Below are 20,767 nucleotides of genomic sequence, written 5' to 3'. Positions count from 1 at the left end.
CTTTTGCCAGCTAGTGAAAGAAAGAGCTAAACATGGCTAAACATACTGTTATCGTCTCTCTCCTTGCCGAGGTGAAAGACTTTACAAAAGGCTTTGAAGACGCCGCCAAAACCTCGAAAAGTTTCGGCGCGAAACTCGGCACCATTGGCAAGCTCGGCGCTGGCGCCGCCGTAGGGATTGGGACCGCGATAGCCGGCCTTGCCGCAAAAGGCGGCTTTGCACGCGCGATGAAACTCGAGGACGCGACCAAGAAACTCACCGCCCTTGGGGTCTCAGCAAGCAGGGTAAAACAGATCTCAGCGGACGCACTCAAAGCCGTAAAGGGAACAGCCTACGGTCTCGATGAGGCTTCCACGGCGGCGGCCTCGGCTTTCGCTGCTGGCATCAAACCCGGTAAAGACATGACCCGATACCTGACCCTTGTAGCTGACTCGGCTCAAATTGCCGGGGTTGGCATGGGCGAAATGGGCGCTATCTTCGGCAAAGTCGCAACTAACGGCCGCGTATCGGCTGAGGAAATGAATCAGATAGCCGACCGGGGCATCCCAATCTATAAAAAGCTTGCCGACCACTACGGCGTAACAGCGGACGAGCTCCGAAAGATGGTAGCCGCCGGTAAAGTCGATCTCGCCGGCTTCCTAGCCGCTATGGAGGACACGGTCGGGGGCACCGGCAAGGTAATGGCAGATACCACGCGTGGCCAGTTCGCTAATTTCATGGCCGCGATAAACCGGCTTGGTGAGGTTGCTGTCTCGCCTGTATTCCCAGCCGTGAAAAAAGCCCTTTTTGAGATGACTGTCGCCGTCGATAACGTCACGGCAGCGATCGCTCCGGCCGTGCAAAGGCTTGCTGAGTGGCTTGGACCGCGTTTGGAGGCCGTCCTCGACGGTCTCGGGGAAAAGCTTACCGGCGGGCTAAAAGACAAGCTCGGCGCGGCGGCCGAGACCGCCGAGGCCGGAATGGCTAAACTCTCCGAAGGCCTATCTAGGATTAGGACCTCTGAGATAGGGCAGAAGATCACCGGCGCTCTAAGTACTCTACCGGCTCAGATTGGCCCCGCTCTCGCTCCGATAGCCCAGGGGCTAGGCTCCTTCCTTAGCTCAGTAATGCAGACGGCCGGCCCGGCCCTGTCCCAGCTTGGCGACATGCTCACTTCCACCCTCGGCCCGGCCCTATCCCAGGCGGCCCCGCTGATTGGCCAGCTAGTGACCTCCCTGTCACCGATGAGTATCATCTTTCAGACTTTGGCCCCCCTCGGCGCTCAGATCGGCCAAGTATTAGGGCAGATAGCCCTAGCGGTCGGTCAACTCCTTATGAGCGCGCTACAAGCAATCCTGCCCGTACTGCCACAACTTGCCGAGGCCTTTACCAATATTGCCGGTCTCCTTGCCGGGGCCCTCTCAAACGCTCTGGCACAGCTTTTGCCCGTACTGGCACAGCTCATAGGCCAAGTAGTATCTGCTCTGGTTCCGGTCCTTCCGCAGCTTACCCCTTTACTGACTGGGATCGTTGACGCTTTCACCGCCCTAATTGGGGCGGTAGCACCGCTGCTGCCAATGCTAATTACCTTCGTTGTACAAGTCATCCAAGCTCTTTTGCCTACCCTGCCATCTATCGCTCAGCTGCTAGGCACGGTTGCCCAGGTAGTCGGCACCCTGCTAAGAGCACTATCGCCTTTACTTCCAGCTATTGGCCAGCTTGTAATGACTGTTCTCTCCGCGCTCATGCCAATACTGCCAACCCTGGTAAACGCCCTCGGACTAGTCGCCCAGATCGTAGCCGACGTCCTAAACGCTGCCCTTAGCGCACTTTTGCCGATCGTCACCCCGATAATCTCGGTTATCTCGACCCTCGCCCAGATCCTAGCCTCTGTCCTTGCCGGTGCAGTCTCAACAGCCGCCGGGCTAATATCCGGTGTGCTAAACGGTGCTCTCGCGATCGGCCGGTCTATGTGGTCGGCTTTCTCATCGACCGTCCTCGGCGTAATCGGTGGGATCGCACGCGGTATCGCTTCCTTCGTAGCTGGTATTACCGGCAAACTCTCGGCGGGCTGGTCCCGTATTACCGCCGGGGTACAAGGCGCAATGAGCCGCTTTACCGGAACTATCAGCAACGGAATCTCCAGAGCGGTCGGATGGATCGCCGGCTTACCCGGCCGGGCCGTCTCTGCTGTGGGTAATCTCGGCTCTGCGCTCACCTGGGCTGGCCGATCATTAATTCAGGGATTTATCGACGGTATAATGTCGGTCTTTCATAGGGTGCGCTCTACTCTGTCTCGATTAACTAACCTGCTGCCTTCCTGGAAGGGCCCAGCGAGTAAAGACGCGCGCCTCCTTAGGGACAATGGCCGTCTAATCATTGGCGGGTTTATCGACGGGCTCGAGGACCGCTACAGCGCCGTTCGGGCATCCCTAAGCGGGCTAACCTCCGGTCTGAAAGTCCCAGGCATTGGTGAGGCGGGACTGCTACCTGCTGGCGGCGGCCTGACTGTTAATAACTACTCGATCAATCTCGAAGTAAAAGCCCTCGACGCTACCCCTGAAACAGGGCGGCGTATCCGCGACGCGCTCGATCAATGGACCCGCGTAAATGGAGGCAGATAGCCATGCAACTCCCTGTTAGCTGGCACGATTTCACGCCAACCCCACGATTTCAAAACCCATACGTATTTGATCTAACCCAAGCCGGGCGCGCAGTCTTTACTGCTACCGACCTTATCGCAGGCCACAAATACACTATTAATGCTCTCGCGGCCGAGAAAGTCTTTTACTCTCTGCCTGGTAGGTCCTACCCAGCCAGCCCCGGCGAGGAAGTAACCCACACCTTCACAGCCGAGACGGCCGAGGTCGAGGTAATAATGACCGGGCCGGCCTCACTGACATTGCAGAAATTCACCCTAACCGACCACGCCCAAATCAACGCCGAGCCACACCCGGCCCAGGTCCTCGGACTGTTTGCCTACCTACCAGTAAAAGGCCTCGGCGCCTTCTATCTTGGTACCTCCCGCCTGAACGTGGACGCACTCGACCGACCCGCCGCCGGCGGCGATACCTTCATCCTTGACCGTTCCAGGCTCAATCAGGGCCGCTTACAAGCCCCCGTGCGCACAGTGGCCTGGCAAAACATTATTAGCCCTGTAACCAATATTGAAACATCCAGGGGCAATGACGCGGCTGGTCCGGTCCGTAAAGCCCGCGCCGGGACCATGGAAGTAACAGCAGCCGGCGGCCTTGACCCGCGCGTTACCGGCATGCGGCAAGGCACCCCGATAAGGCTAGTACATTGGCCAACCCGCCAAGCCATCTTTACTGGAGAGGTAATCAATCTAAAATATGACCCCGCCCGGCCCGGCTCGGCCGTTCCGTACCACGTCAAGATCACCGCTGCTGATGCAGTTGCCGAGCTCGCTAACATTACCCGCTACGGCGCGATAGGACCATACCAAGGACGCAACGGGGCCGAGTTATTCCCCGATCGGACCCGGCGCCTTATGGGATCAGCAAGGGGCCGCCAATACTGGATAAACGGTACCAGCCAGATCGAATTAGCCCCTACCACCTGGGAAACTAGCCTTGCTAATTACCTCGACGCCCTAACCGCCTCGGTAGGTGGCTTCTGGCGCGTAGACCGAGACGGGCGCCTGCTGATCTCTGCTGAGCCCGAGCTTAGGGATCCTTTCCCCTTCCACCTTACCGACGAGGCCGAAACCGACCCGGATGCCCACGTCTGGTCCTACACGCAAGCCGCGACCGGTTGGGAGATTTCAACAGCTGTAACAGACATCGAGGCTAATAATCACTCGGCACGATGGGATACCGAGCGTCTCGAGTGGGAACAAACTGACCAGACCGTCAGTCATTCCCGCTCTGATGTGCCCTACAGGGGCGCTAGAGCATCCCTAGATCTCATGCTGTACAGGCAAGACCAAATATCGGGTGTCCTAGCCGCTCTGATCCGCCAAGCCGAACAGGTTCCACCGCCCGCCGAGATAACCCTCCTTGCCTCCACTAAGACACGAACCTCCCATAAAGGCGCATTGATGGCCGCCGCTGTCATGCTCGAGACCATGCTAACTGCACGAGTAACCGCGCGTGGTGAGACCATGCGCGGCCTAATTGTTGGCATAAAACACCGGATAACTCCCTACCGGTGGGAAATTGCCCTAGAGCTTACCCAACCCATGAAAGGACAAATTAGATGAAACAGTACACGCCCGGCCAAATACTCACCGCCGAGGACCTTAACAAGTCTTTTGCCGAGACAAATCGCGCTAATAAGGTAGTCATCGAGGGCAAAGAGTACGAAGTTAGCGGGCTTTTTCGGTCCATCCCTAAGTTTAGCTACTCCCAAAAAGGCGACTGCTATGTCGCGACTCTACGCTTACCCGCCCCTTACATTCCCCCCGATGGGTACTACTTCGAGGCTTTCGCGGCCTCAACTACCGGCTTCACTTTCGTTCAAACCTGCTCGACTGCCCTTGTCGAGGGGACCGTTAACTGCCGAGTTCTACAAATCGCTTCCAATAACACCGGCGCCCTCGGGACCGTCGGCTGGCGTCTAACTTCCATGCAGAAAGGCTAAAAAATGGGATTTGAATATCGAACTAACTTGACCACGCCTAACCGGTGGGCAGGTGGAAATGCCCGCGTTTCTGTAACCTTCCATCACTTCGGCGATCCCTCCCAATATGCCAACAAGAGGACCGCCGCGACCGCCGTCGCTGACTTTTTCATGAGTGAGACCGCCGGCGTGTCAGCTCATTTTGTTATCTCTCATGATCTCGTCTACTGCCTCGCCGCGTGCTCTGATCGGACCTGGTCCACTGGGACAAGGGCGGGGAATAACTCGACTATCGCGATCGAGCTCAACCCACACGCAGACCCCGCGACCAGAGAATCGGCGGCAATGTTACTGGCCGTGCTTTGGCACTGGTACCCGCACTTAGCCGGTAAAACCCCGCTGCCTCATAGTTCATGGGTCCCGACCACCTGCCCTGGGAAATACCTCGGCTTGCTAACCCAGATCAGAGACCGGGCGGCGCAGCTTTACCCAGCCGTTGACCCGGACCACCCCGGCAAACTCAAAGCCGACGGGGCTGCCCCAGTAGGTAAATACCCAAAGAGCCCCGCGACCGCCTCGGCCGCCCGCCTTGCCCCTGATGGGTACTGGGGTACCGAGACTACTCGAGTCTTCCAACAGTTTTTCGGTACCCCGGCCGACGGCCTGGTCTCATCCCAGCCGAGAGCCTGGCGAGGGTGTAATCCCGGCCTAACCTCCGGGTGGGAATGGACCGACCAGCCAGCCGGCTCTGCCCTTATCTTGCACTTGCAAAAACTCTGGAATATGCCGGCTCCGACCTGCGACGGCCTGATTGGCCCAGCGACTATAAAAGCCATGCAAACCTACTATAAAACGCCTATCGACGGGCGCCTAGATGGCCCCTCACCCGCGATCGCCGCATTGCAGCGGATCGTTAACTCGCGCTTTTCGAAAGGGAAATAACCCATGAGTAAACACCGCGCCCCTGGATTGCCACCGATCCCACCGGCCGCCCGCCGCTACCTCTACGGTATCGTTACAGCTCTTGTCCCTCTCCTCATTGCCTATGGAGTCCTCGAGGCTACACAGGCCGCTCTATGGCTCGCTCTGGCAGCCGCTGTCCTGGGGACTGGGACTGCCCTCGCGCATACCCCAAAACACCGAGATGATGAAGATAATGGATCAGATCGCCCCAATAATTAGCGCTTTGGGCGGCCTTGGCGGTATTGGCGCTCTAATAACTGCCCTGGCCACCTACCGCCGCACCGATCAAATCAAAGCTGAAACAAAAGACTTACGGCCTCCAGACGGGCCCTCACTTGTCGACCGAGTCGGTGAAATAGCCGAAATGGTACAAGCGCTGACTGCGCAGGTAAATACGCTCTATCTAGACGAGGTGAACACGCACAATGAGCTACGCGGGCGCATCTACCAAATAGAAAGGGAATGCAAAAGATGTCCTAAGCCGCGCCGAGCGCGGCGGCCCTAAGCTCTGAGGCCGGCACCGCAATGTACTGGATAGTTGTATCTGGCGAGGCATGACCCAACAGCTTTTGCACCGCGACCAGGTTCGAGCTCGCAGCATACGCGCGCGAAGCGAACCTGTGTCTAAGCGCGTGCATAGTAACACCTGCTGGCATTGCCCGCCCAACTAGCTTGCCAACCCACGCAGGCGAGAGATGTCCGCTATCGCGGCCGGGGAATACATACCCCGGCCCGGCGTCCTCAACCGCCCCGGCAAGGTCATCCGAGATCGGGACAACCCGTTGCTTACCACCCTTACCATGCACAATCAGCGACCGGCCCGTTAGATCAGCAATCAGATCAGAAGTATTTACCCTGGCAACCTCACCGCGACGAAGCCCCGCCTCGGCGGCTAACCTGACCATGAGCCAGACTCGCCGATCGGTAGAATGCAAGCCCTTTTGATAAGAAAAGTCATCGGCGGGATGAGGGGCGGCCGGGCCCTTCCTAATCCCAGGGATTACAGGCGCCTCACTCACTCGCCCAGTCTGAAACGCCCAAGTGTAAAAAAGACGCGCCGAATCATGCACGCTTTTCCGAGTATTCACAGACCAGGTCGCCCGGCCGGAGTACTTAGCAAACATAGCCGAAGTAACCTCGCCGGGCCCGGCTGGCTCCATAGCCCGCGCTAACCGTTTTATCCAATCGGTCCGCATTCTGACAGTCTCGACAGACCGGCCCGCCGCATAAAGAGAGACCTCCCACTCACTAATGAGCCCGGCCCAGGCCGGCGGGGTATGCTTACTCATTCTTAACTCTTTTCCTTAGGCCCTGTGGATTAGAGAAATATTAAGCGGCAAGTGAAAAGGGGTAAAAATGCCAATCCCGAGGTTGCAGGTTCGAGTCCTGTCGGGGGCGCCACTTATCCAGGCCGGAAGTCGCATCCCAAGGTTGCGTGTTTGCGCCGTGGTTTGCCGGGAAAGTCTATCCACAGAGGGCGCAGTCGTGGTTGTTTCAGGCCGCTTGTTATTAGTGCGCGAATAGAATAATGGGTAATCTCCATGATGGTTGCGTAAGTAAAATCACAACATCTTGGAGGATGCGATGACGCGACCATACGACATTACTTTGGCAGGTTATGTAGGGGCCGACCCGGCGGTAGGGCAAGATCCTAATCAGACTGATTACGCCCGGTTCCGACTAGCATGTACGCCTACTAAACGGACAGAAAATGGCTGGGAGGAACTGGAGACTATCTGGTACTCAGTGAAGGCCTGGGGGCGACTTGGGCGTGCGGTGAAGGCAAATGTTAGGCGCGGCATGGGGCTGGTAATTACCGGGCAGCCTCGCCTGGAGCGGTGGACCGATGCGCAGGGCCAGGAGCATCAAGACTTTTGCATCTATCTGAGCAGAGTGGCTATTGATCTGACGGCTGGAAACTACATTTGGTTTAGGGCCTGTGACGATAAGGGCAACTACATTGTCCATTCCATTTCCGGTGCAGAAAAAACTGACAGAGATCTTACGAAGTCAGCCGGATCCGAAACAGTGCCTGACCCGTGGCAGGTGGATAGGCCAGAAATGGCCACTTTGCAACAATCGGACCCAGTCAAAGCGCTGGCAGATGCCGCTGCTGGGAAGGGCGAATACGCCCTTAGTGAGGAAAACCAATCTGACATGGGCGCATTGGGGTAGGGAAGGGGCGCAATTGCCGGTATGGTGAAGGCGTTGATGAAAAATCTGGAACTTTGAAACGGAGAGCCAGTGGCTGAATACATTTACTCCATGGTGCGCGCTCGGAAAAAGATTGGCGACAAGCTAATCCTTGACGATGTGACCATGGCCTTCCTGCCGGGCGCAAAGATTGGCATGGTTGGCCCTAACGGTGCAGGTAAGTCTTCTATTTTGAAGATCATGGCTGGAATCGATGAGCCTTCCAACGGCGAGGCCCGTCTGACTCCTGGGTACACTGTTGGAATTCTGATGCAGGAACCGGTATTGGATGACGATGCCACGGTTCTGGAAAATGTGCAGCAGGGCGTTGGCGACATGATGTCCAAAATTGCCCGGTTCAATGAGATCAGTGCCGAGATGGCCAATCCGGATGCAGACTTCGATGCCTTGATGGAAGAGATGGGCACCCTGCAAAACGAGATCGATGCTGCCAACGCTTGGGATCTGGACTCTCAGTTGGAGCAGGCGATGGACGCTCTTCGGTGTCCGCCTCCCGACACTCCCGTGAAGGTTCTTTCTGGCGGTGAGCGGCGCCGTGTCGCCCTCTGCAAGCTGCTGCTCGAGGCTCCAGACTTGCTGTTGCTAGACGAACCTACTAACCACTTGGATGCCGAGAGTGTGCTCTGGCTAGAAAAGCACCTGCATTCTTACCCCGGTGCGGTAATTGCCATCACCCACGACCGCTACTTCTTGGATCACGTAGCCGAGTGGATTGCCGAGGTTGATCGCGGCCACCTCTATCCGTATGAGGGCAACTACTCCACCTACCTCGAGAAGAAGAAAGATCGCCTAGAGGTCCAGGGGCGCAAGGATGCCAAACTCGCCAAGAGGCTGAAAGATGAACTTGCCTGGGTCCGGAGCAATGCTAAGGGCCGGCAGGCGAAATCTAAGGCCCGTCTGGAACGTTACGAGGAAATGGCTGCGGAAGCCGAGAAGACTCGCAAACTTGATTTCGAAGAGATCCAAATCCCGCCTGGGCCACGTCTTGGCAATTTGGTTATCGAGGCCAAGGACCTGAAGAAGGGCTTCGGAGATCGAGTGCTTATTGACGGGCTGTCGTTCTCGCTGCCCAGGAACGGCATAGTGGGTATCATCGGGCCGAACGGCGTGGGTAAGACTACGCTATTCAAGACCATCGTTGGGCTTGAGCCCCTGGACGGCGGTTCGCTCCGCATTGGCGAGACCGTAAAGATGTCGTATGTAGATCAGAACCGCGCGGGCATCGACCCGAATAAGACGGTGTGGGAAGTAGTTTCGGATGGGCTGGACTACATCGAAGTCGGCAAGGTAGAGATGCCCTCTAGGGCGTACGTGTCAGCGTTTGGTTTCAAGGGAGCAGATCAGCAAAAGCCGGCAGGTGTGCTCTCCGGTGGCGAACGTAACCGGTTGAACCTTGCTCTCACGCTTCGGCAAGGCGGAAACGTCCTGCTGCTCGACGAGCCTACCAACGACCTCGATGTGGAAACTCTGGCAAGCCTAGAAAATGCGCTTCTGGAATTCCCCGGCTGTGCGGTGGTCATCACCCACGACCGTTGGTTCCTGGATCGCGTTGCCACTCACATCCTTGCCTATGAAGGCACCGAAGAGAACCAGGCGAACTGGTACTGGTTCGAGGGCAACTTCGAAGGGTATGAAAAGAACAAGATTGATCGCCTAGGCGAAGAAGCAGCGCGCCCGCATCGGGTGACGCACCGCAAGCTCACTCGCGGCTAAGTAAGCGAGCATAAGGGGGCCGGGATGGTACGAATCCCGGCCCCCTTCTTTGTACTCCGCCTAGTGCAGCGGTGGCTCTGGAAGGACCCAGTCTCCGGTGGGAACGTTAGAACGGATCATTCCTTCCTGGGCAGCGACTGCTACCAACCGCCCGGTGGAGTTGAATACCTTTGTTATTCCAAGTCCTCTAGACCCCCACGTAGTGGGCGACTCCTGGACGAACAGGTGCCAATCGTTGATGTCTACGCTGCGGTAGAACCACATGGCATGGTCGAGGCTAGCTACTGCCATCCCTGGGGTACGCCAGGTAAGACCATTGGAACGGATTACCGGTTCGAGCATGAACTGGTCCGAAACGTAAGCAAGTAGGGCCCGGTGCACCGATTGGGGCGTCCACGATGGCAGTTTTGCTCCGCGAGGGCGAATCCAGGTTGCCCCCTTCGCAAGCGGCTCTGTCCTTTCTGAGAAGTAGAGGCTGCCCGCGACGTGGCGCATCTCGAAAGCCGCCGTCTTGCCAAGATACTTAGATACGGGGTTGCCCTGGTCGCGGAACATCTCTAGGGAATTCGGCACGTCCTCGGGTTCGGGCACATCAGGCATCTGGATTTGGGTGGACAGATCAGGCTGAACTTTTTGGAACGATGAGGTCATGGTCAAGATGACCTTTTCGCGCTGAATCACATCTACGCGGCGAGTCGAGAAAGAATGCCCGTCCCGCAGCCTATCCACGTCGATGCTAACCGGGATTGTGTTGTCTCCGACCCGCATGAAGTACGCATGGAAGGAATTGGGTAACCGTGGATCTGATGGCGAATCTTCGATTGTCGCGCTGGCGGCTAGTAGGGCTTGGGCAAGAACTTGGCCGCCGTAAATGCGGTTTGCCGTTTGGGGTAGGGAGTCAGCCTCAAAGCTGTCCGTGCCGAGCGGGCGCAATTGCATTGCGCGAAGCACGGATGAGACTGGTTCTTCATGAACGGCTGGTATCTGAATTGGATCAGTCATGCCTCTATCAAACCAGTATGCGGAAGAAGATGCGAAAACTGGGCACAGTAGTGCCGATTAGTAATATGTGTCACTTCAGCTATGATTAGTAGGGCTAAGTACAAAGGGGGACATATGCAAATGCCGGATCCGCATGCAATTATGCAGGCCCTGGGCGGGCGCGACAATATTGTTAGCATAGTCGGGTGCATTACGCGTGTACGGGTTGAGGTAGCCGATCCCTCGGCAGTTAGTGATTCGGGACTTAGATGCGATGGCGTCGTCGGTGTCGTGCGCTCGGGAAAAGTAGTGCAAGTGGTAATTGGGCCTAGTGCTGATGAACTGGCCGAACAACTCAACGATCTTGAAAAGGACAAGTAATGGGGCTTTCCGACGTAGGCTCTTTGCGCTCACTGGCTCATAAATGCGGTATTGCAACCGAATACTGGGGTTATTCCGGCAATCACGTGCAAGTGTCCGTGCAGACGCTACTGGCAGTTCTTTCTTCTTTGGGATACTCAATTAACTCTGATGAAGAACTCTATGCTGCCCACTTGCGGGTGGATCAAGCACCTTGGAAAAAGGTTCTTCCCTCCTGTCGGGTGCATCGGCAAGGGCGCATTGACTTTGTTGCCGTTCATGTCCCTAATGGCACTTCCGTATGGGTTGAGGTTGCACTTGAAGAGGGTGGATCTCGCACTCTTCAACAGATTGACAGATGGGTTCCCCCACGCGACATTGAAGGAAAAATGGTTGGGGAGGCGTCGTTCGAACTTCCTGCCGACCTGCCGCTCGGATGGCACCGCCTTGTGGCGCATCTAGAAGAGGGCGTTTTTACCGCCCCGCTCGCCGTGGCGCCCTCTGCTTTGCCCACTTTGTCCAAGAGGTCGTGGGGGCTTACAGCACAGCTCTATTCGGTTACGGGGAAGCACTCGTGGGCCTTTGGGGACGCGAATGACCTTACTAACCTTGCGGCGATTGGAGCCCAGCAGGGTGCTGATTTCTTCTTGATCAATCCGGTACATGCTTCTTCTCCGGCAGCTCCGATTGCTCCCAGCCCGTACTTGCCCGTGTCGAGGCAGTTTGTTTCGCCTTTGTACATAAACGTAGAGACGATCCCCGAATATGCTTGGCTTACGGATGCGGAGCGGGCACAGATAGAAGCTCTGAAGAAACAGGCTGGTTATGATCCTGACGGCTTGATCGACCGCGATCGAGTCTGGGAGGCCAAGCGTAAGGCGCTGGCTATTGTGTTCCGGGCTCACCGGGAGCCGAGTCGGCAGATTGCTTATGAAAGGTTTGTGCAACGCTCGGGCTCGGCGTTGGATTCCTTTGCTCAGTGGTGCGTCCTTGTAGAAAAATATGGTCTGCTAAAGCTAGCGCCACGCTCGAGCGACACCATTGCTGAGCAGCTGAGCGGTTTGGAGGAGCGGATCGAATTCCACCGGTGGCTGCAGTGGATTGTGTTCGATCAGCTGCAGCAAGCCCAGAATCGAGCGAAAGATGCTGGGATGGAAATCGGCATCATGCACGATTTGGCTGTTGGCGTGCACCCCTTTGCGGCAGATCGCTGGTTCGATCCAGAGGTATTTGCGGAGCACATGTGTGTGGGGGCCCCTGCGGACATGTACAACCAGCTGGGCCAGAATTGGTCGCAGCCACCTTGGCGTCCCGACAAACTGGAGGAGCGCGCCTACGAACCGTTGCGGAAGATGATAGCCGGCGTCTGCTCGCTTGGGGGAGCAGTGCGAATCGACCACATAATGGGGCTATTCCGCCTGTGGTGGATCCCGGATTCAGCTGCTAGCCCAGCCGAGGGCACCTATGTGCGCTACGACCACGACGCCATGGTGGGGATTTTGCTTCTGGAAGCATACAGGGCAGGTGCAGTAGTGGTCGGCGAAGACTTGGGCACGGTAGAACCGTGGGTGAGGGATTACCTGGCAGAGTGCGGCATCCTTGGCACTTCGGTGCTGTGGTTTGACGTAGATGATGCCGGCGTTCCCTTCCCGCCCTCTGGGAAGAGGGCGAATCAGCTTGCTTCCGTGCACACGCACGACATGGCCCCGACTGCCGGGTACCTGAATGAGGTGCAGGTGGACTTGGCCGAATCCTTAGGTTTGCTAGAGGTAACCCCGCAGGAGGCGCGCGAAGATGCAAAGATGAAGCGCGAAGCGATGCTGCGGACCTTGCAGGAGCAGGGCTATCTAGATCCGGCAGAGCGCACCGATGAGCAGCGCGTCATCGAGGCGATGAACTGTTATATCTGTTCCGGTAGCGCTCAGCTGGTATGCGTGTCCTTGGCTGACGCGCTGGGCGAGCGGAGACTACAAAATCAGCCCGGTACTGATCAGGAATACCCCAACTGGAGAATCCCTCTAGGCGATGGAAGCGGTAAACCGGTGAGCGTGGAACAGATCTGGGACAGTGCCCGCTTCCGCTCTTTGGCGAACGCCGTCGAGCACTCAATCAACCAGTAGGGCAAGCGCCTGGCCTGCCTGGGCCTCGGTGTCTGAAACGTCCTCGAACTGTCCACCCATGGCAACGATGGGGGACACTGCTGAGGTGCCTACCTGCGCGAGCATGTCGGGCACCATTCGACATACCGTCTGCCCTGCAGATACCTGCTGGCCCTGCTGAAGAACTGGCATAAAAACCCCTTCGGGGGCTTTGACCGTGTCTATGCCTAGGTGAACCATTATTCCCGTCTGCTTGCCGAGGCTTACCACGAAGGCATGAGGCATGACGCGAGTGAGCGTACCCGCAACCGGACTTACTACATCCACAAATTCTGAGGACGGAGTGGGCACGAGGGCGAATGCCGGACCCACCAGGCCCTGGCTAAAAACGGGATCTGGGATCTGTGACTGCAACAAAATACGCCCCGCGAACGGGGCGTAAACCTGTGTCCGCACTACTTGTTACGTAGTTCGGCAATTTGGTCGGCTACCTGATCTGCGGTAGGACCAACAACAACCTGAATAGCGCTACCTACGGCAACTACACCAAAGGCGCCAGATTCGGTAAGAGCATCCTGGTCCACTTTGGTCGGGTCAGCAACCTCGACGCGGAGGCGGGTAATGCAAGACTCCATGTCAACAATGTTGGAATCTCCACCGAGAGCCTCAAGAATCTTCTTCGCCTGCTCCATTTTCAGTCCCTCCATGACGATCATCGTCATTACACAAATCCAACTAATAAAGAGCCTATCATTAGGTTCGCAAAAGTGAACCTAGATCGACTCTGCAAAATACCGGATTACCTGAAGCGATACTCAGTCGCGTCCGGGAAGTAAAAAGCGATAAGGATATACTTGTGAAAAGCTGGCAGAGGAACGCCGGTAGGAGCAATGAATGGATAGGAAAAAGCGAGGCGCAGCACTGCGAGGTAAGTTATTCTCGCTTGCCCAGCGTCTAGGGCGTTCCTTGATGCTACCCATTGCGGTTCTGCCGGTAGCAGCGATATTTGTCCGCTTTGGGCAGGCCGATATGCTGGGCGAACGGGGAGTGGGAGCCTCTATCTCCGCCCTCATCCCGGTGGCAGAAGTTCTGCTAGCTGCGGGAAACGCAGTGATCGAAAACTTGCCTTTGCTATTCGCGGTAGGCGTGGCAATAGGCTTTGCAAAAAAATCTGATGGATCCACGGCACTGGCCGCAATAATCGGATACTTCACATTTGCAGGCGTCTTGCGCACCCTATCTCCGCATATCCTTGGGGAACCTGGGGCGCTGACCGAAAAACAGGTGGCTTGCTTGCGAACAGCGTCGAAATATATTCCAATCGACTATCAGGCGAAAGATGCCATAGGCCTGTGCGGAATAGGCGGCCAAGAACTTATTAATTATGGCGTTTTCGGGGGGATACTGGTCGGCCTTGTAACTGCCTATCTGTGGGCGCGGTTCTATAAGACAAGGCTGCCCTCGGCACTCGCGTTCTTCTCAGGAAGAAGGTTCGTCCCCCTAGTTGTTACCAGCGCTTGCCTCCTGCTGGGGGTTGCTATGGCCCTCATCTATCCGATTTTCCGGACAGTGTTTGCCGAAGGGCTCGGGGTAGTAATGACCCAAAGTAATAGCGCTGTCGCTTCGGCGGGTCTTTTTGGGCTTGTGCAGCGCCTACTACTGCCGTTCGGACTCCACCACATCGCGAACGCGGTTCCCTTCTTTACACTAGGCACGTGCACCTCTCCTAGCGGGGAGATCATGCACGGGGACTTCTCGTGCTTTTTCTCGGGCCAACTAGGCACCTTCGAACCCGCCGGATATGTGCCGGGCGCATATATGACGGGCATGTTCCCAATCATGATGGGTGGGCTGCCAGGGGCGGCACTGGCCATGTATAGGTGTGCCGGCGCGAAACAGCGCAAACGGGTGGGAGCGCTGATGCTCTCTGGGGCAGTCGCTTCCTTCCTAACTGGGATTACCGAGCCCATCGAGTTTGCTTTTGCGTACGCTGCCGTACCGCTCTATTTAATTCATGCCTTTTTGGTGTCATCATCAATGATGATCTGTGCAGCGCTCGGAATTCGTAGCGGTTATTCCTTCAGCGCTGGGGGAGTGGACTATCTGCTGAACTTTACCCGGTCGGCGGAACTGTCCAGCTCGGGTGCTACCGGCACTCTGCTGGTGCTTCTACTAGCTGTGGCCTACTTCCTGATCTATTACGTGCTCTTCACGGGTGCGATTAGGTATTTCGATATTCCTACCCCCGGCCGCTCCTCTAAGAAGAAGGCAAAGAAAAGTCAGTAGCCTCCGCTGCGGATCTGAAGGCGCCCTCAAGCATAAAAGTGGAGGGGCGCTTAGCGCCCCTCCACAGTTACTAACAAATGCTACTTGTCAGCAGCCTGAGCCTTGCTGGCACGCTTTGCGAAGTCCAAGCACTCGATGATGCAACGACGCAGCGCCGGAGTAGCCTGCTCGTTCTCCTGTAGCCACTTCTCTGCCTGGGCAACTACATCTTCGCCGGGAAGACCAACTAGCTGATCCGGGAACAAATCGTTGATGATGTCCTCGGCCATGTGGAAGGTGAAAGAGTCCCACACAGAATTGATCTGCTCGAAGTAGTGGTCGATATGGGCAGTGTCGCCAGGGTTGCGCCATCCGGTAGAAGAGTATGCCGAGAGCATCTCGGATAGCGTACCGTTCGGGATCGAGGTGTCAGAGAGCATGCGCTCGTGCGCCCCCTGCCTGTTAGAGGGTAGGGATGCCTTCGAGGCTGCGGCCTCTTCGCGGCCCGACAAGGTGTCGTCAGCTGCCAACTCCTCATCGATGAATGCTTCATCGATGGCACCCGCAGCAGCCAGTTCGCGAATTAGGGTCCAGCGAACTTCAGACTTAATTTCGATCCCCGTCATGGTCTCTGAACCATCTAGCAGCGCCTTGAGCCAATCCAGCTCTGCACCGACAGCCACATGGGCGGCGGCAAGCAGCAGCTGCTTTTGGGCGTCGGAACCAGACGGCTGGGCTACTGCCATCAGGTGTAGCCTTCGGGACAGGTCTGCTACAGTCTGATCGCGGGTAGCCGGGTTGGAATACACGGTTGCGGCCGCGATCATGTGCGAAGCAACCAGGGCCCGCTGTGCTGAATCGGTTTCCGCTGCCACCGAAGGAAGAGAAGCGTCGATGTAGGCGCGAGCGCTGATCTGTCCGTCGCGGCACTGATCCCACAGGCTCTGCATAACGACAGAGCGGGGGAGAGGATCCTCGAAATCGCCAATGTGATCGAGGGCAAACTTGAAGGAGTCCTCATCTAGCCTGATCTTTGCGTAGCCCAGATCCTCGTCGTTTAAGACGATGACGTCAGGACGCTTGGTTCCCACTGCCTCGCTTACAGGAGTGCGGGCTCCATCCACATCCAGCTCCCACCGGGCTGTGCGCACGAGCTTGCCGTCCTGCAGGTTGTACGCGCCCACCGTGAGGCGGTGAGGACGAAGAGAAGTGCCCTCCATGGGTAGTTCCTGCACGATCGACAGGTCGCGGATGGTTCCGTCCTCGTCAGTCGACACGCTGGTACGTAGCAGGGTAATGCCTGCTTCCTGCAGCCATACCTTGGCCCACTCGTCTAGATCGCGACCGGAAGCTTCGGACAGCTTCGAGAGTAGGTCTGCTAGCTCGGTGTTGCCCCAGGCATGCTCGTCGAAGTATGCGTGCAGGCCCTTCTCGAAGTTCTCGCGGCCCACGTATGCCACCAACTGACGCAGCACAGCAGCGCCCTTTGCATAGGTGATCCCGTCGAAGTTGACCTCGATGTCGTTCAGGTCATTGATCTCGGCAGCAATTGGGTGCGTAGAAGGCAATTGATCCTGGGTGGTACCCCAAGCCTTCCTAGAACCGAAAGCGGTCCAAGCATCCTCATACTCAGTGGCTTCTGCGGAGCACTGGTGAGACATGAACTCGGCGAAAGATTCATTCAGCCACAGATCGTTCCACCACTTCATGGTGACCAGGTCGCCAAACCACATGTGTGCCAGTTCGTGCAAGATGGTGTTGGCACGGGTACCGAGCTGGGCGCGAGTCGGGGGAGTGCGGAACAGGTACTGATCACGGAAGGTAATGCAGCCTGCGTTCTCCATTGCGCCGGCGTTGTACTCGGGTACGAAGATCTGGTCATACTTCGTGAATGGGTACGGCCGGTTGTACATCTTCTCGTAGAAACCAAAGCCCTGCTTGGTCACGTCGATGATGCGATCGGCGTCAAGGTGCTCTTCTAGAGAGGCACGGCAGTAGACACCAAGCGGAATGGTGCGGCCGTCGGAGGAAGTCAGCTGATCTGTCACTCCCTTGTACGGTCCCGCAACGATGGCGGTGATGTAAGAGGAGATCTTTTCGGAGGGCTCAAAGTCGTAAGTCCAAGCATCCTGGTCCTTCTGCGGGGCAGGAGTAATGGAGTTCGAGAACACTACCCAGCCGGCCGGAACAGTGACCTTGAACTTGAAGGTAGCCTTCAGATCAGGCTGTTCAAAAACAGCAAAGACGCGCCGCGAATCGGGCACCTCAAACTGGGTGTATACGTAGGCCTGCCCGTCTGCCGGATCAACGAAACGGTGCATACCTTCGCCGGTGTGCATGTAAGCACAGTCCGCTGCGACCTCGAGCGTGTTTGAATCCTGAAGATCAGAAAGGGCAATGCGGGAATCCTGGTGTAGTCCAGTCTCGAGTTCCTTGCCGTTCAGAACGATCCGGTGCACGAAGGGGGAAATCAGGTCAATGAAGGTGCTTTCACCTTCGGTAGCAGAGAAAGTGACTACCGTGTGGGACCTGAACGTTTCCTCGCCCTGCGTAAGATCAAGGGCAACATCGTAGGAATGTACGTCTACGACGTTTTTCCTTGATACTGCCTCAGCGCGGGTTAAATTTTGCCCGGGCATTGAGCCTCCCTCTAGTTTTCTTTACAAATGGGTTGATTATATTGTTGCACTTTTTGGGCCTTTAGTGTTAAGACCAAATCCTGATACGATCTGCAGGATCACGCCACATTCCATCTCCGGGCTGAACATGGAAGCAATCTGCGAACTCATCAAGATTCTGCAGAACGCCATTGCACCTAAATTCATCCGGGGAATGCGGATCGGTCGCTAAAAGTTGAATAGCTAGCTCATTATGTTTCTTCGACCGCCAAATACGAGCCCAAGAATAGAAAAAGCGTTCCAATGCGGAAAGCCCATCAATAGTTGGGGCATCCTGCAAAGTCAGGGACTCCTTTTCCAAGTGCTTTTTGTACGCCCTAAGAGCTATTCCAAGGCCACCTAGATCGCCAATATTTTCGCCAATTGTAAGGCGCCCATCCACTTTGAATTTGTCGTCGAGCGCGGCAGGGCTGTATTGCGAATACTGGTCAATCAGCGATGAGGTGCGGGCATTAAAAGCCGCCTCGTCCTGCTTACTCCACCAATTATGCAAAGCCCCGTGCCCGTCGTACCTGGCGCCCTGATCATCGAAGCCGTGCCCTATCTCGTGACCAATAACAGCACCAATCGCACCATAATTAACAGCCGCATCGACGTCAGGAGCAAAGAAAGGTGCCTGCAAAATTGCTGCCGGGAAAGCAATCTCGTTAGAAGAAGGACTGTAGTAAGCATTCACAGTCTGCGGAGTCATGTACCACTCAGAGTGGTCTACCGGTTTGCCAATCTTTCCGACCTCGCGGTTGAAATAGAACTCCGCCACCTTCTGCGATAGCTGCGGAAGTGAATCGGTCTCGGACAGCTCCAACTTAGAATAGTCGCGCCACTTATCCGGGTAGGCAATCTTCGGGGTAAACAACGACAGTTTCTCGAGCGCGCGCTCGCGGGTTAGCGGGCCCATCCAGTCGAGAGTCGAGATCGCTTCCTTGTACGCGGCCAGCAGGTCTTCAACTAGCTCGTCGATCAGCTTCTTGGACTCTGGCGGGAAGTGCTTCGCCACGTAGAGCTTGCCCAGGGCAAAACCCACCGCGGAATCGACGAAACTTACTGCTGACTTCCACCGTGGTGGCATCTCTTCTTGCCCGGACAGCTTGCGCCCATAGAAATCAAAGCGGGCTTTCCTGAAAGCCTCCGGAAGCTGGGAGGCCTGCGCAGAGATCACATGGAAGCGCAGCCAATCGCGGATTTGCTCATCCGTAGCCTGCGCCCACACCTTGCCTGCGCCCTCAATGAAGGATGGCTGGTATACGTGCAGAGTAGTGGGGGCTATCCCAGAGGCTTCCCACCATTGATCCCAATCGAAATCAGGAGCAAGCTCCTTCAGCTGGGAGGCAGGCAAAAGATTGTGTGTCTTTGCCACGTCTCTGCACTCGGCGATTGGCCAGTGGGCCTTCGCAAGGGCGCGCTCAAAATTGAATACGGACTGAGCCCTGTCTGCCTCCTCGGAAAAACCTGCCAAGGTGAAAATTTGGGCAATATAGTCGCGGTACTGTCCGCGCACCTCTTCGTAGGACTCGTCCTCGTAGTAGGCCTTCTCGGGGAGGCCGAGGCCGCCCTGGTATACCTTCAACATATTCGTCTCGGGATCATCGGGGCTGGCGTCGACAAACACATCGAGCCAACCACACAGGCCTTCGCGGCCGAGCTTTCCCAGCAAGGTTTCAAAGTCTGCTCGTTGAGTTTGCTCAATCAGGCGTAGATGCTCCTGCAAAGGTTGTGTGCCTGCTTTTTCGATTGCGTCAAGATCGGTGTAGGCGCGGTAGAGGATCGAAATCTTGCGTTCCTCGTCAGAATCTCCGCACGATTCGATCAATTCCCGGCACTGCCTCAACGCGTTCTGCCGAAGCTGGTGAAACTCGCCGTCGGCAGCCTGATCTGAGGGAATTACGTGCTCGTCTATCCAAGCGCCGTTCGCATGCCTGTAGAAGTCATCCTGAGGGCGAACGGACTTATCTTGGGCTTCCGGCTCTATTACTCCAGCAATTAACTTTGCACTCATGCCCTCAGGGTATCCCGAAGGCATAGTGGATGTGTCACAGCTTAGAGATATTCGAGAACGGAGAAGACGCCAGCTCTTTTTCTAGCCGCTTGCGTTCTGCCTGGAATGCGGCTTCCTCTTGTGCCTTGAGTTCTTTGCGCCTAGCAGCTTTGGCGCGTTTCTTCTTCTCTTTATTAGCCTTCTCTGCAGCTTTTTGCCGTTGCTTTTCCTGTTCACTTAGTAGCGAGCGGGCGCGTTCTTCGCCTTTAGCTAAAGCCTCCTTCGCGGCCTTCTCGGCTTTCTTAGCAGCCTTCTGAGCGGCCTGGGCAATTTTGTTCTCTGCCCAGATTTCTTCGGCAAGCACCTGCAAAACCACCAGGTCTCCTAATTCCGAGGGGACCTGCGCGGCAAGACGCAGATAGTGGAACTGATGACGCAAGTTGGCGTCTGTTACCAGGTCTCGGATTTGGGCTACTTGTTCGGGAAGCTCGCCTTCTAAGTCCAGTGCCTTCCGCATCCCTTTAGTGAGGGCGGGGATCACTTCGGGGCGCAATCTGGCAGCCAGGGCACGAGCCTGGCTGGGGCGCAGGTCCGCAGTCTGGGTGAGGGCATTTACTACCGCCACTACTTCACCTTGGGCAGCCAGGGCCTCTTGTGGCATATTGGCCAACTGTGCAGTCGGAGCCAAAGCGCTTAGTGCCGCGGCTATACTTCCGTCTTCATCGGCAAAAACGGCTTCAATCTGGGATTTGTTCAGTGGATGCCCAGCGGCCTCTAGAGCATATATATCGGCGACGGTGACTCGATCCGGGTGGCCAGCCTGGCGCAGCAGGAAGAACGCGCCGGAAAAGGAAGTGGGAGCGAGCTTGCGGCTCAAAATTTGGGTCGCCTTGTCCCATGCGGCAGCGTCGCCGTCGATGATTTCGATCAGGAATTCGTTGAAGTTACCCATTGCAGTC

The 20,767-nt window shown here is 56.5% G+C and carries 18 protein-coding genes; 11 read left to right on the top strand and 7 right to left on the bottom strand.

The features are described 5' to 3' along the window. Positions 1 to 32 precede the first annotated feature (32 nt). From AC1EKG_RS02100 to AC1EKG_RS02075, 6 genes are read left to right on the top strand one after another with little or no spacing between them, the layout of a single operon-like run. Positions 33 to 2,603 (top strand): phage tail protein, encoded by a 2,571-nt coding sequence (locus tag AC1EKG_RS02100; RefSeq protein WP_101485775.1) that lies wholly within the window; start codon positions 33 to 35, stop codon positions 2,601 to 2,603. A gap of 2 nt (positions 2,604 to 2,605) precedes the next feature. Then, a complete protein-coding gene (locus AC1EKG_RS02095; RefSeq protein WP_101485774.1) occupies positions 2,606 to 4,201 on the top strand; it encodes a hypothetical protein in 1,596 nt (531 codons plus the stop codon). Further along, positions 4,198 to 4,581, top strand: coding sequence for a hypothetical protein (locus tag AC1EKG_RS02090; RefSeq protein WP_101485773.1), 384 nt, complete (start codon positions 4,198 to 4,200; stop codon positions 4,579 to 4,581). Before AC1EKG_RS02095 ends, AC1EKG_RS02090 begins: the two co-directional genes overlap by 4 nt. Before the next feature lie 3 nt (positions 4,582 to 4,584). Further along, complete coding sequence (locus AC1EKG_RS02085; protein ID WP_101485772.1) at positions 4,585 to 5,502, top strand: N-acetylmuramoyl-L-alanine amidase; 918 nt, start codon at positions 4,585 to 4,587, stop codon at positions 5,500 to 5,502. 3 nt (positions 5,503 to 5,505) lie between these two features. After that, positions 5,506 to 5,742, top strand: coding sequence for a phage holin (locus AC1EKG_RS02080; protein ID WP_101485771.1), 237 nt, complete (start codon positions 5,506 to 5,508; stop codon positions 5,740 to 5,742). Then, positions 5,717 to 6,028: a hypothetical protein gene (locus AC1EKG_RS02075; protein ID WP_102201916.1), complete on the top strand. Its 312-nt coding sequence runs from the start codon at positions 5,717 to 5,719 to the stop codon at positions 6,026 to 6,028. Before AC1EKG_RS02080 ends, AC1EKG_RS02075 begins: the two co-directional genes overlap by 26 nt. On the opposite strand, the gene AC1EKG_RS02070 is transcribed toward AC1EKG_RS02075, so the two are convergent. Next, a complete protein-coding gene (locus AC1EKG_RS02070; RefSeq protein ID WP_101485770.1) occupies positions 6,000 to 6,812 on the bottom strand; it encodes a site-specific integrase in 813 nt (270 codons plus the stop codon). The two genes, AC1EKG_RS02075 and AC1EKG_RS02070, sit on opposite strands and share 29 nt — an antisense overlap. 295 nt (positions 6,813 to 7,107) lie before the next feature. On the opposite strand from AC1EKG_RS02070, the gene AC1EKG_RS02065 reads away from it, so the two are divergent. Then, positions 7,108 to 7,698: a single-stranded DNA-binding protein gene (locus tag AC1EKG_RS02065; protein ID WP_048706546.1), complete on the top strand. Its 591-nt coding sequence runs from the start codon at positions 7,108 to 7,110 to the stop codon at positions 7,696 to 7,698. Between the two features lie 69 nt (positions 7,699 to 7,767). After that, complete coding sequence (ettA, locus tag AC1EKG_RS02060; protein ID WP_004804594.1) at positions 7,768 to 9,450, top strand: energy-dependent translational throttle protein EttA; 1,683 nt, start codon at positions 7,768 to 7,770, stop codon at positions 9,448 to 9,450. 60 nt (positions 9,451 to 9,510) lie between these two features. Here the strand turns inward: ettA and AC1EKG_RS02055 are convergent, their stop codons facing one another. Next, the gene (locus AC1EKG_RS02055) at positions 9,511 to 10,452 is read right to left on the bottom strand and encodes an acyl-CoA thioesterase (protein ID WP_040314593.1); all 942 of its coding nucleotides are present in this window, start codon (positions 10,450 to 10,452) and stop codon (positions 9,511 to 9,513) included. Between the two features lie 114 nt (positions 10,453 to 10,566). Here AC1EKG_RS02055 and AC1EKG_RS02050 point away from each other — a divergent pair, with 114 nt between their 5' ends. After that, on the top strand, positions 10,567 to 10,812 hold the full coding sequence (locus tag AC1EKG_RS02050) for a PTS sugar transporter subunit IIB (protein WP_004804598.1): 246 nt from the start codon (positions 10,567 to 10,569) through the stop codon (positions 10,810 to 10,812). Further along, the gene (gene malQ, locus AC1EKG_RS02045; protein WP_004804599.1) at positions 10,812 to 12,911 is read left to right on the top strand and encodes a 4-alpha-glucanotransferase; all 2,100 of its coding nucleotides are present in this window, start codon (positions 10,812 to 10,814) and stop codon (positions 12,909 to 12,911) included. The genes AC1EKG_RS02050 and malQ overlap by 1 nt, the downstream gene beginning before the upstream one ends. Here malQ and AC1EKG_RS02040 read toward each other — a convergent pair. Both AC1EKG_RS02040 and AC1EKG_RS02035 read right to left on the bottom strand, forming a co-directional pair. Then, positions 12,897 to 13,346 (bottom strand): PTS sugar transporter subunit IIA, encoded by a 450-nt coding sequence (locus AC1EKG_RS02040; protein ID WP_004804600.1) that lies wholly within the window; start codon positions 13,344 to 13,346, stop codon positions 12,897 to 12,899. The two genes, malQ and AC1EKG_RS02040, sit on opposite strands and share 15 nt — an antisense overlap. Further along, positions 13,346 to 13,582, bottom strand: a complete 237-nt coding sequence (locus AC1EKG_RS02035) for a PTS sugar transporter subunit IIB (protein ID WP_040314702.1) — start codon at positions 13,580 to 13,582, stop codon at positions 13,346 to 13,348. The genes AC1EKG_RS02040 and AC1EKG_RS02035 overlap by 1 nt, the downstream gene beginning before the upstream one ends. A gap of 202 nt (positions 13,583 to 13,784) precedes the next feature. Here AC1EKG_RS02035 and AC1EKG_RS02030 point away from each other — a divergent pair, with 202 nt between their 5' ends. Beyond that, the gene (locus AC1EKG_RS02030) at positions 13,785 to 15,176 is read left to right on the top strand and encodes a PTS transporter subunit EIIC (protein WP_004804604.1); all 1,392 of its coding nucleotides are present in this window, start codon (positions 13,785 to 13,787) and stop codon (positions 15,174 to 15,176) included. An 80-nt stretch (positions 15,177 to 15,256) separates the two neighbouring features. On the opposite strand, the gene pepN is transcribed toward AC1EKG_RS02030, so the two are convergent. From pepN to AC1EKG_RS02015, 3 genes are all read right to left on the bottom strand, one after another. Further along, the gene (gene pepN / locus AC1EKG_RS02025) at positions 15,257 to 17,794 is read right to left on the bottom strand and encodes an aminopeptidase N (RefSeq protein WP_004804605.1); all 2,538 of its coding nucleotides are present in this window, start codon (positions 17,792 to 17,794) and stop codon (positions 15,257 to 15,259) included. 67 nt (positions 17,795 to 17,861) lie between these two features. Next, positions 17,862 to 19,829 (bottom strand): M13 family metallopeptidase, encoded by a 1,968-nt coding sequence (locus tag AC1EKG_RS02020; protein ID WP_004804607.1) that lies wholly within the window; start codon positions 19,827 to 19,829, stop codon positions 17,862 to 17,864. A gap of 34 nt (positions 19,830 to 19,863) precedes the next feature. Continuing rightward, positions 19,864 to 20,760 carry a DUF6308 family protein gene (locus tag AC1EKG_RS02015; protein WP_004804608.1) on the bottom strand — a complete coding sequence of 299 codons (897 nt, stop codon included), beginning with the start codon at positions 20,758 to 20,760 and terminating at the stop codon, positions 19,864 to 19,866. Between the last annotated feature and the right edge of the window lie 7 nt (positions 20,761 to 20,767).

Source organism: Winkia sp. C0117E2 (genome assembly GCF_056590455.1).
The sequence above is the reverse complement of the archived record's forward strand: the minus strand, read 5'-3'. Positions and strand labels throughout refer to the sequence as shown.

Coding starts and splice junctions, on each gene's coding strand:
- AC1EKG_RS02100 (WP_101485775.1), top strand. CDS start 33: ATGGCTAAACATACTGTTATCGTCTCTCTCCTTGCCGAGGTGAAAGAC.
- AC1EKG_RS02095 (WP_101485774.1), top strand. CDS start 2,606: ATGCAACTCCCTGTTAGCTGGCACGATTTCACGCCAACCCCACGATTT.
- AC1EKG_RS02090 (WP_101485773.1), top strand. CDS start 4,198: ATGAAACAGTACACGCCCGGCCAAATACTCACCGCCGAGGACCTTAAC.
- AC1EKG_RS02085 (WP_101485772.1), top strand. CDS start 4,585: ATGGGATTTGAATATCGAACTAACTTGACCACGCCTAACCGGTGGGCA.
- AC1EKG_RS02080 (WP_101485771.1), top strand. CDS start 5,506: ATGAGTAAACACCGCGCCCCTGGATTGCCACCGATCCCACCGGCCGCC.
- AC1EKG_RS02075 (WP_102201916.1), top strand. CDS start 5,717: ATGGATCAGATCGCCCCAATAATTAGCGCTTTGGGCGGCCTTGGCGGT.
- AC1EKG_RS02070 (WP_101485770.1), bottom strand. CDS start 6,812: ATGAGTAAGCATACCCCGCCGGCCTGGGCCGGGCTCATTAGTGAGTGG.
- AC1EKG_RS02065 (WP_048706546.1), top strand. CDS start 7,108: ATGACGCGACCATACGACATTACTTTGGCAGGTTATGTAGGGGCCGAC.
- AC1EKG_RS02055 (WP_040314593.1), bottom strand. CDS start 10,452: ATGACTGATCCAATTCAGATACCAGCCGTTCATGAAGAACCAGTCTCA.
- AC1EKG_RS02050 (WP_004804598.1), top strand. CDS start 10,567: ATGCAAATGCCGGATCCGCATGCAATTATGCAGGCCCTGGGCGGGCGC.
- malQ (WP_004804599.1), top strand. CDS start 10,812: ATGGGGCTTTCCGACGTAGGCTCTTTGCGCTCACTGGCTCATAAATGC.
- AC1EKG_RS02035 (WP_040314702.1), bottom strand. CDS start 13,582: ATGGAGCAGGCGAAGAAGATTCTTGAGGCTCTCGGTGGAGATTCCAAC.
- AC1EKG_RS02030 (WP_004804604.1), top strand. CDS start 13,785: ATGGATAGGAAAAAGCGAGGCGCAGCACTGCGAGGTAAGTTATTCTCG.
- pepN (WP_004804605.1), bottom strand. CDS start 17,794: ATGCCCGGGCAAAATTTAACCCGCGCTGAGGCAGTATCAAGGAAAAAC.
- AC1EKG_RS02020 (WP_004804607.1), bottom strand. CDS start 19,829: ATGAGTGCAAAGTTAATTGCTGGAGTAATAGAGCCGGAAGCCCAAGAT.
- AC1EKG_RS02015 (WP_004804608.1), bottom strand. CDS start 20,760: ATGGGTAACTTCAACGAATTCCTGATCGAAATCATCGACGGCGACGCT.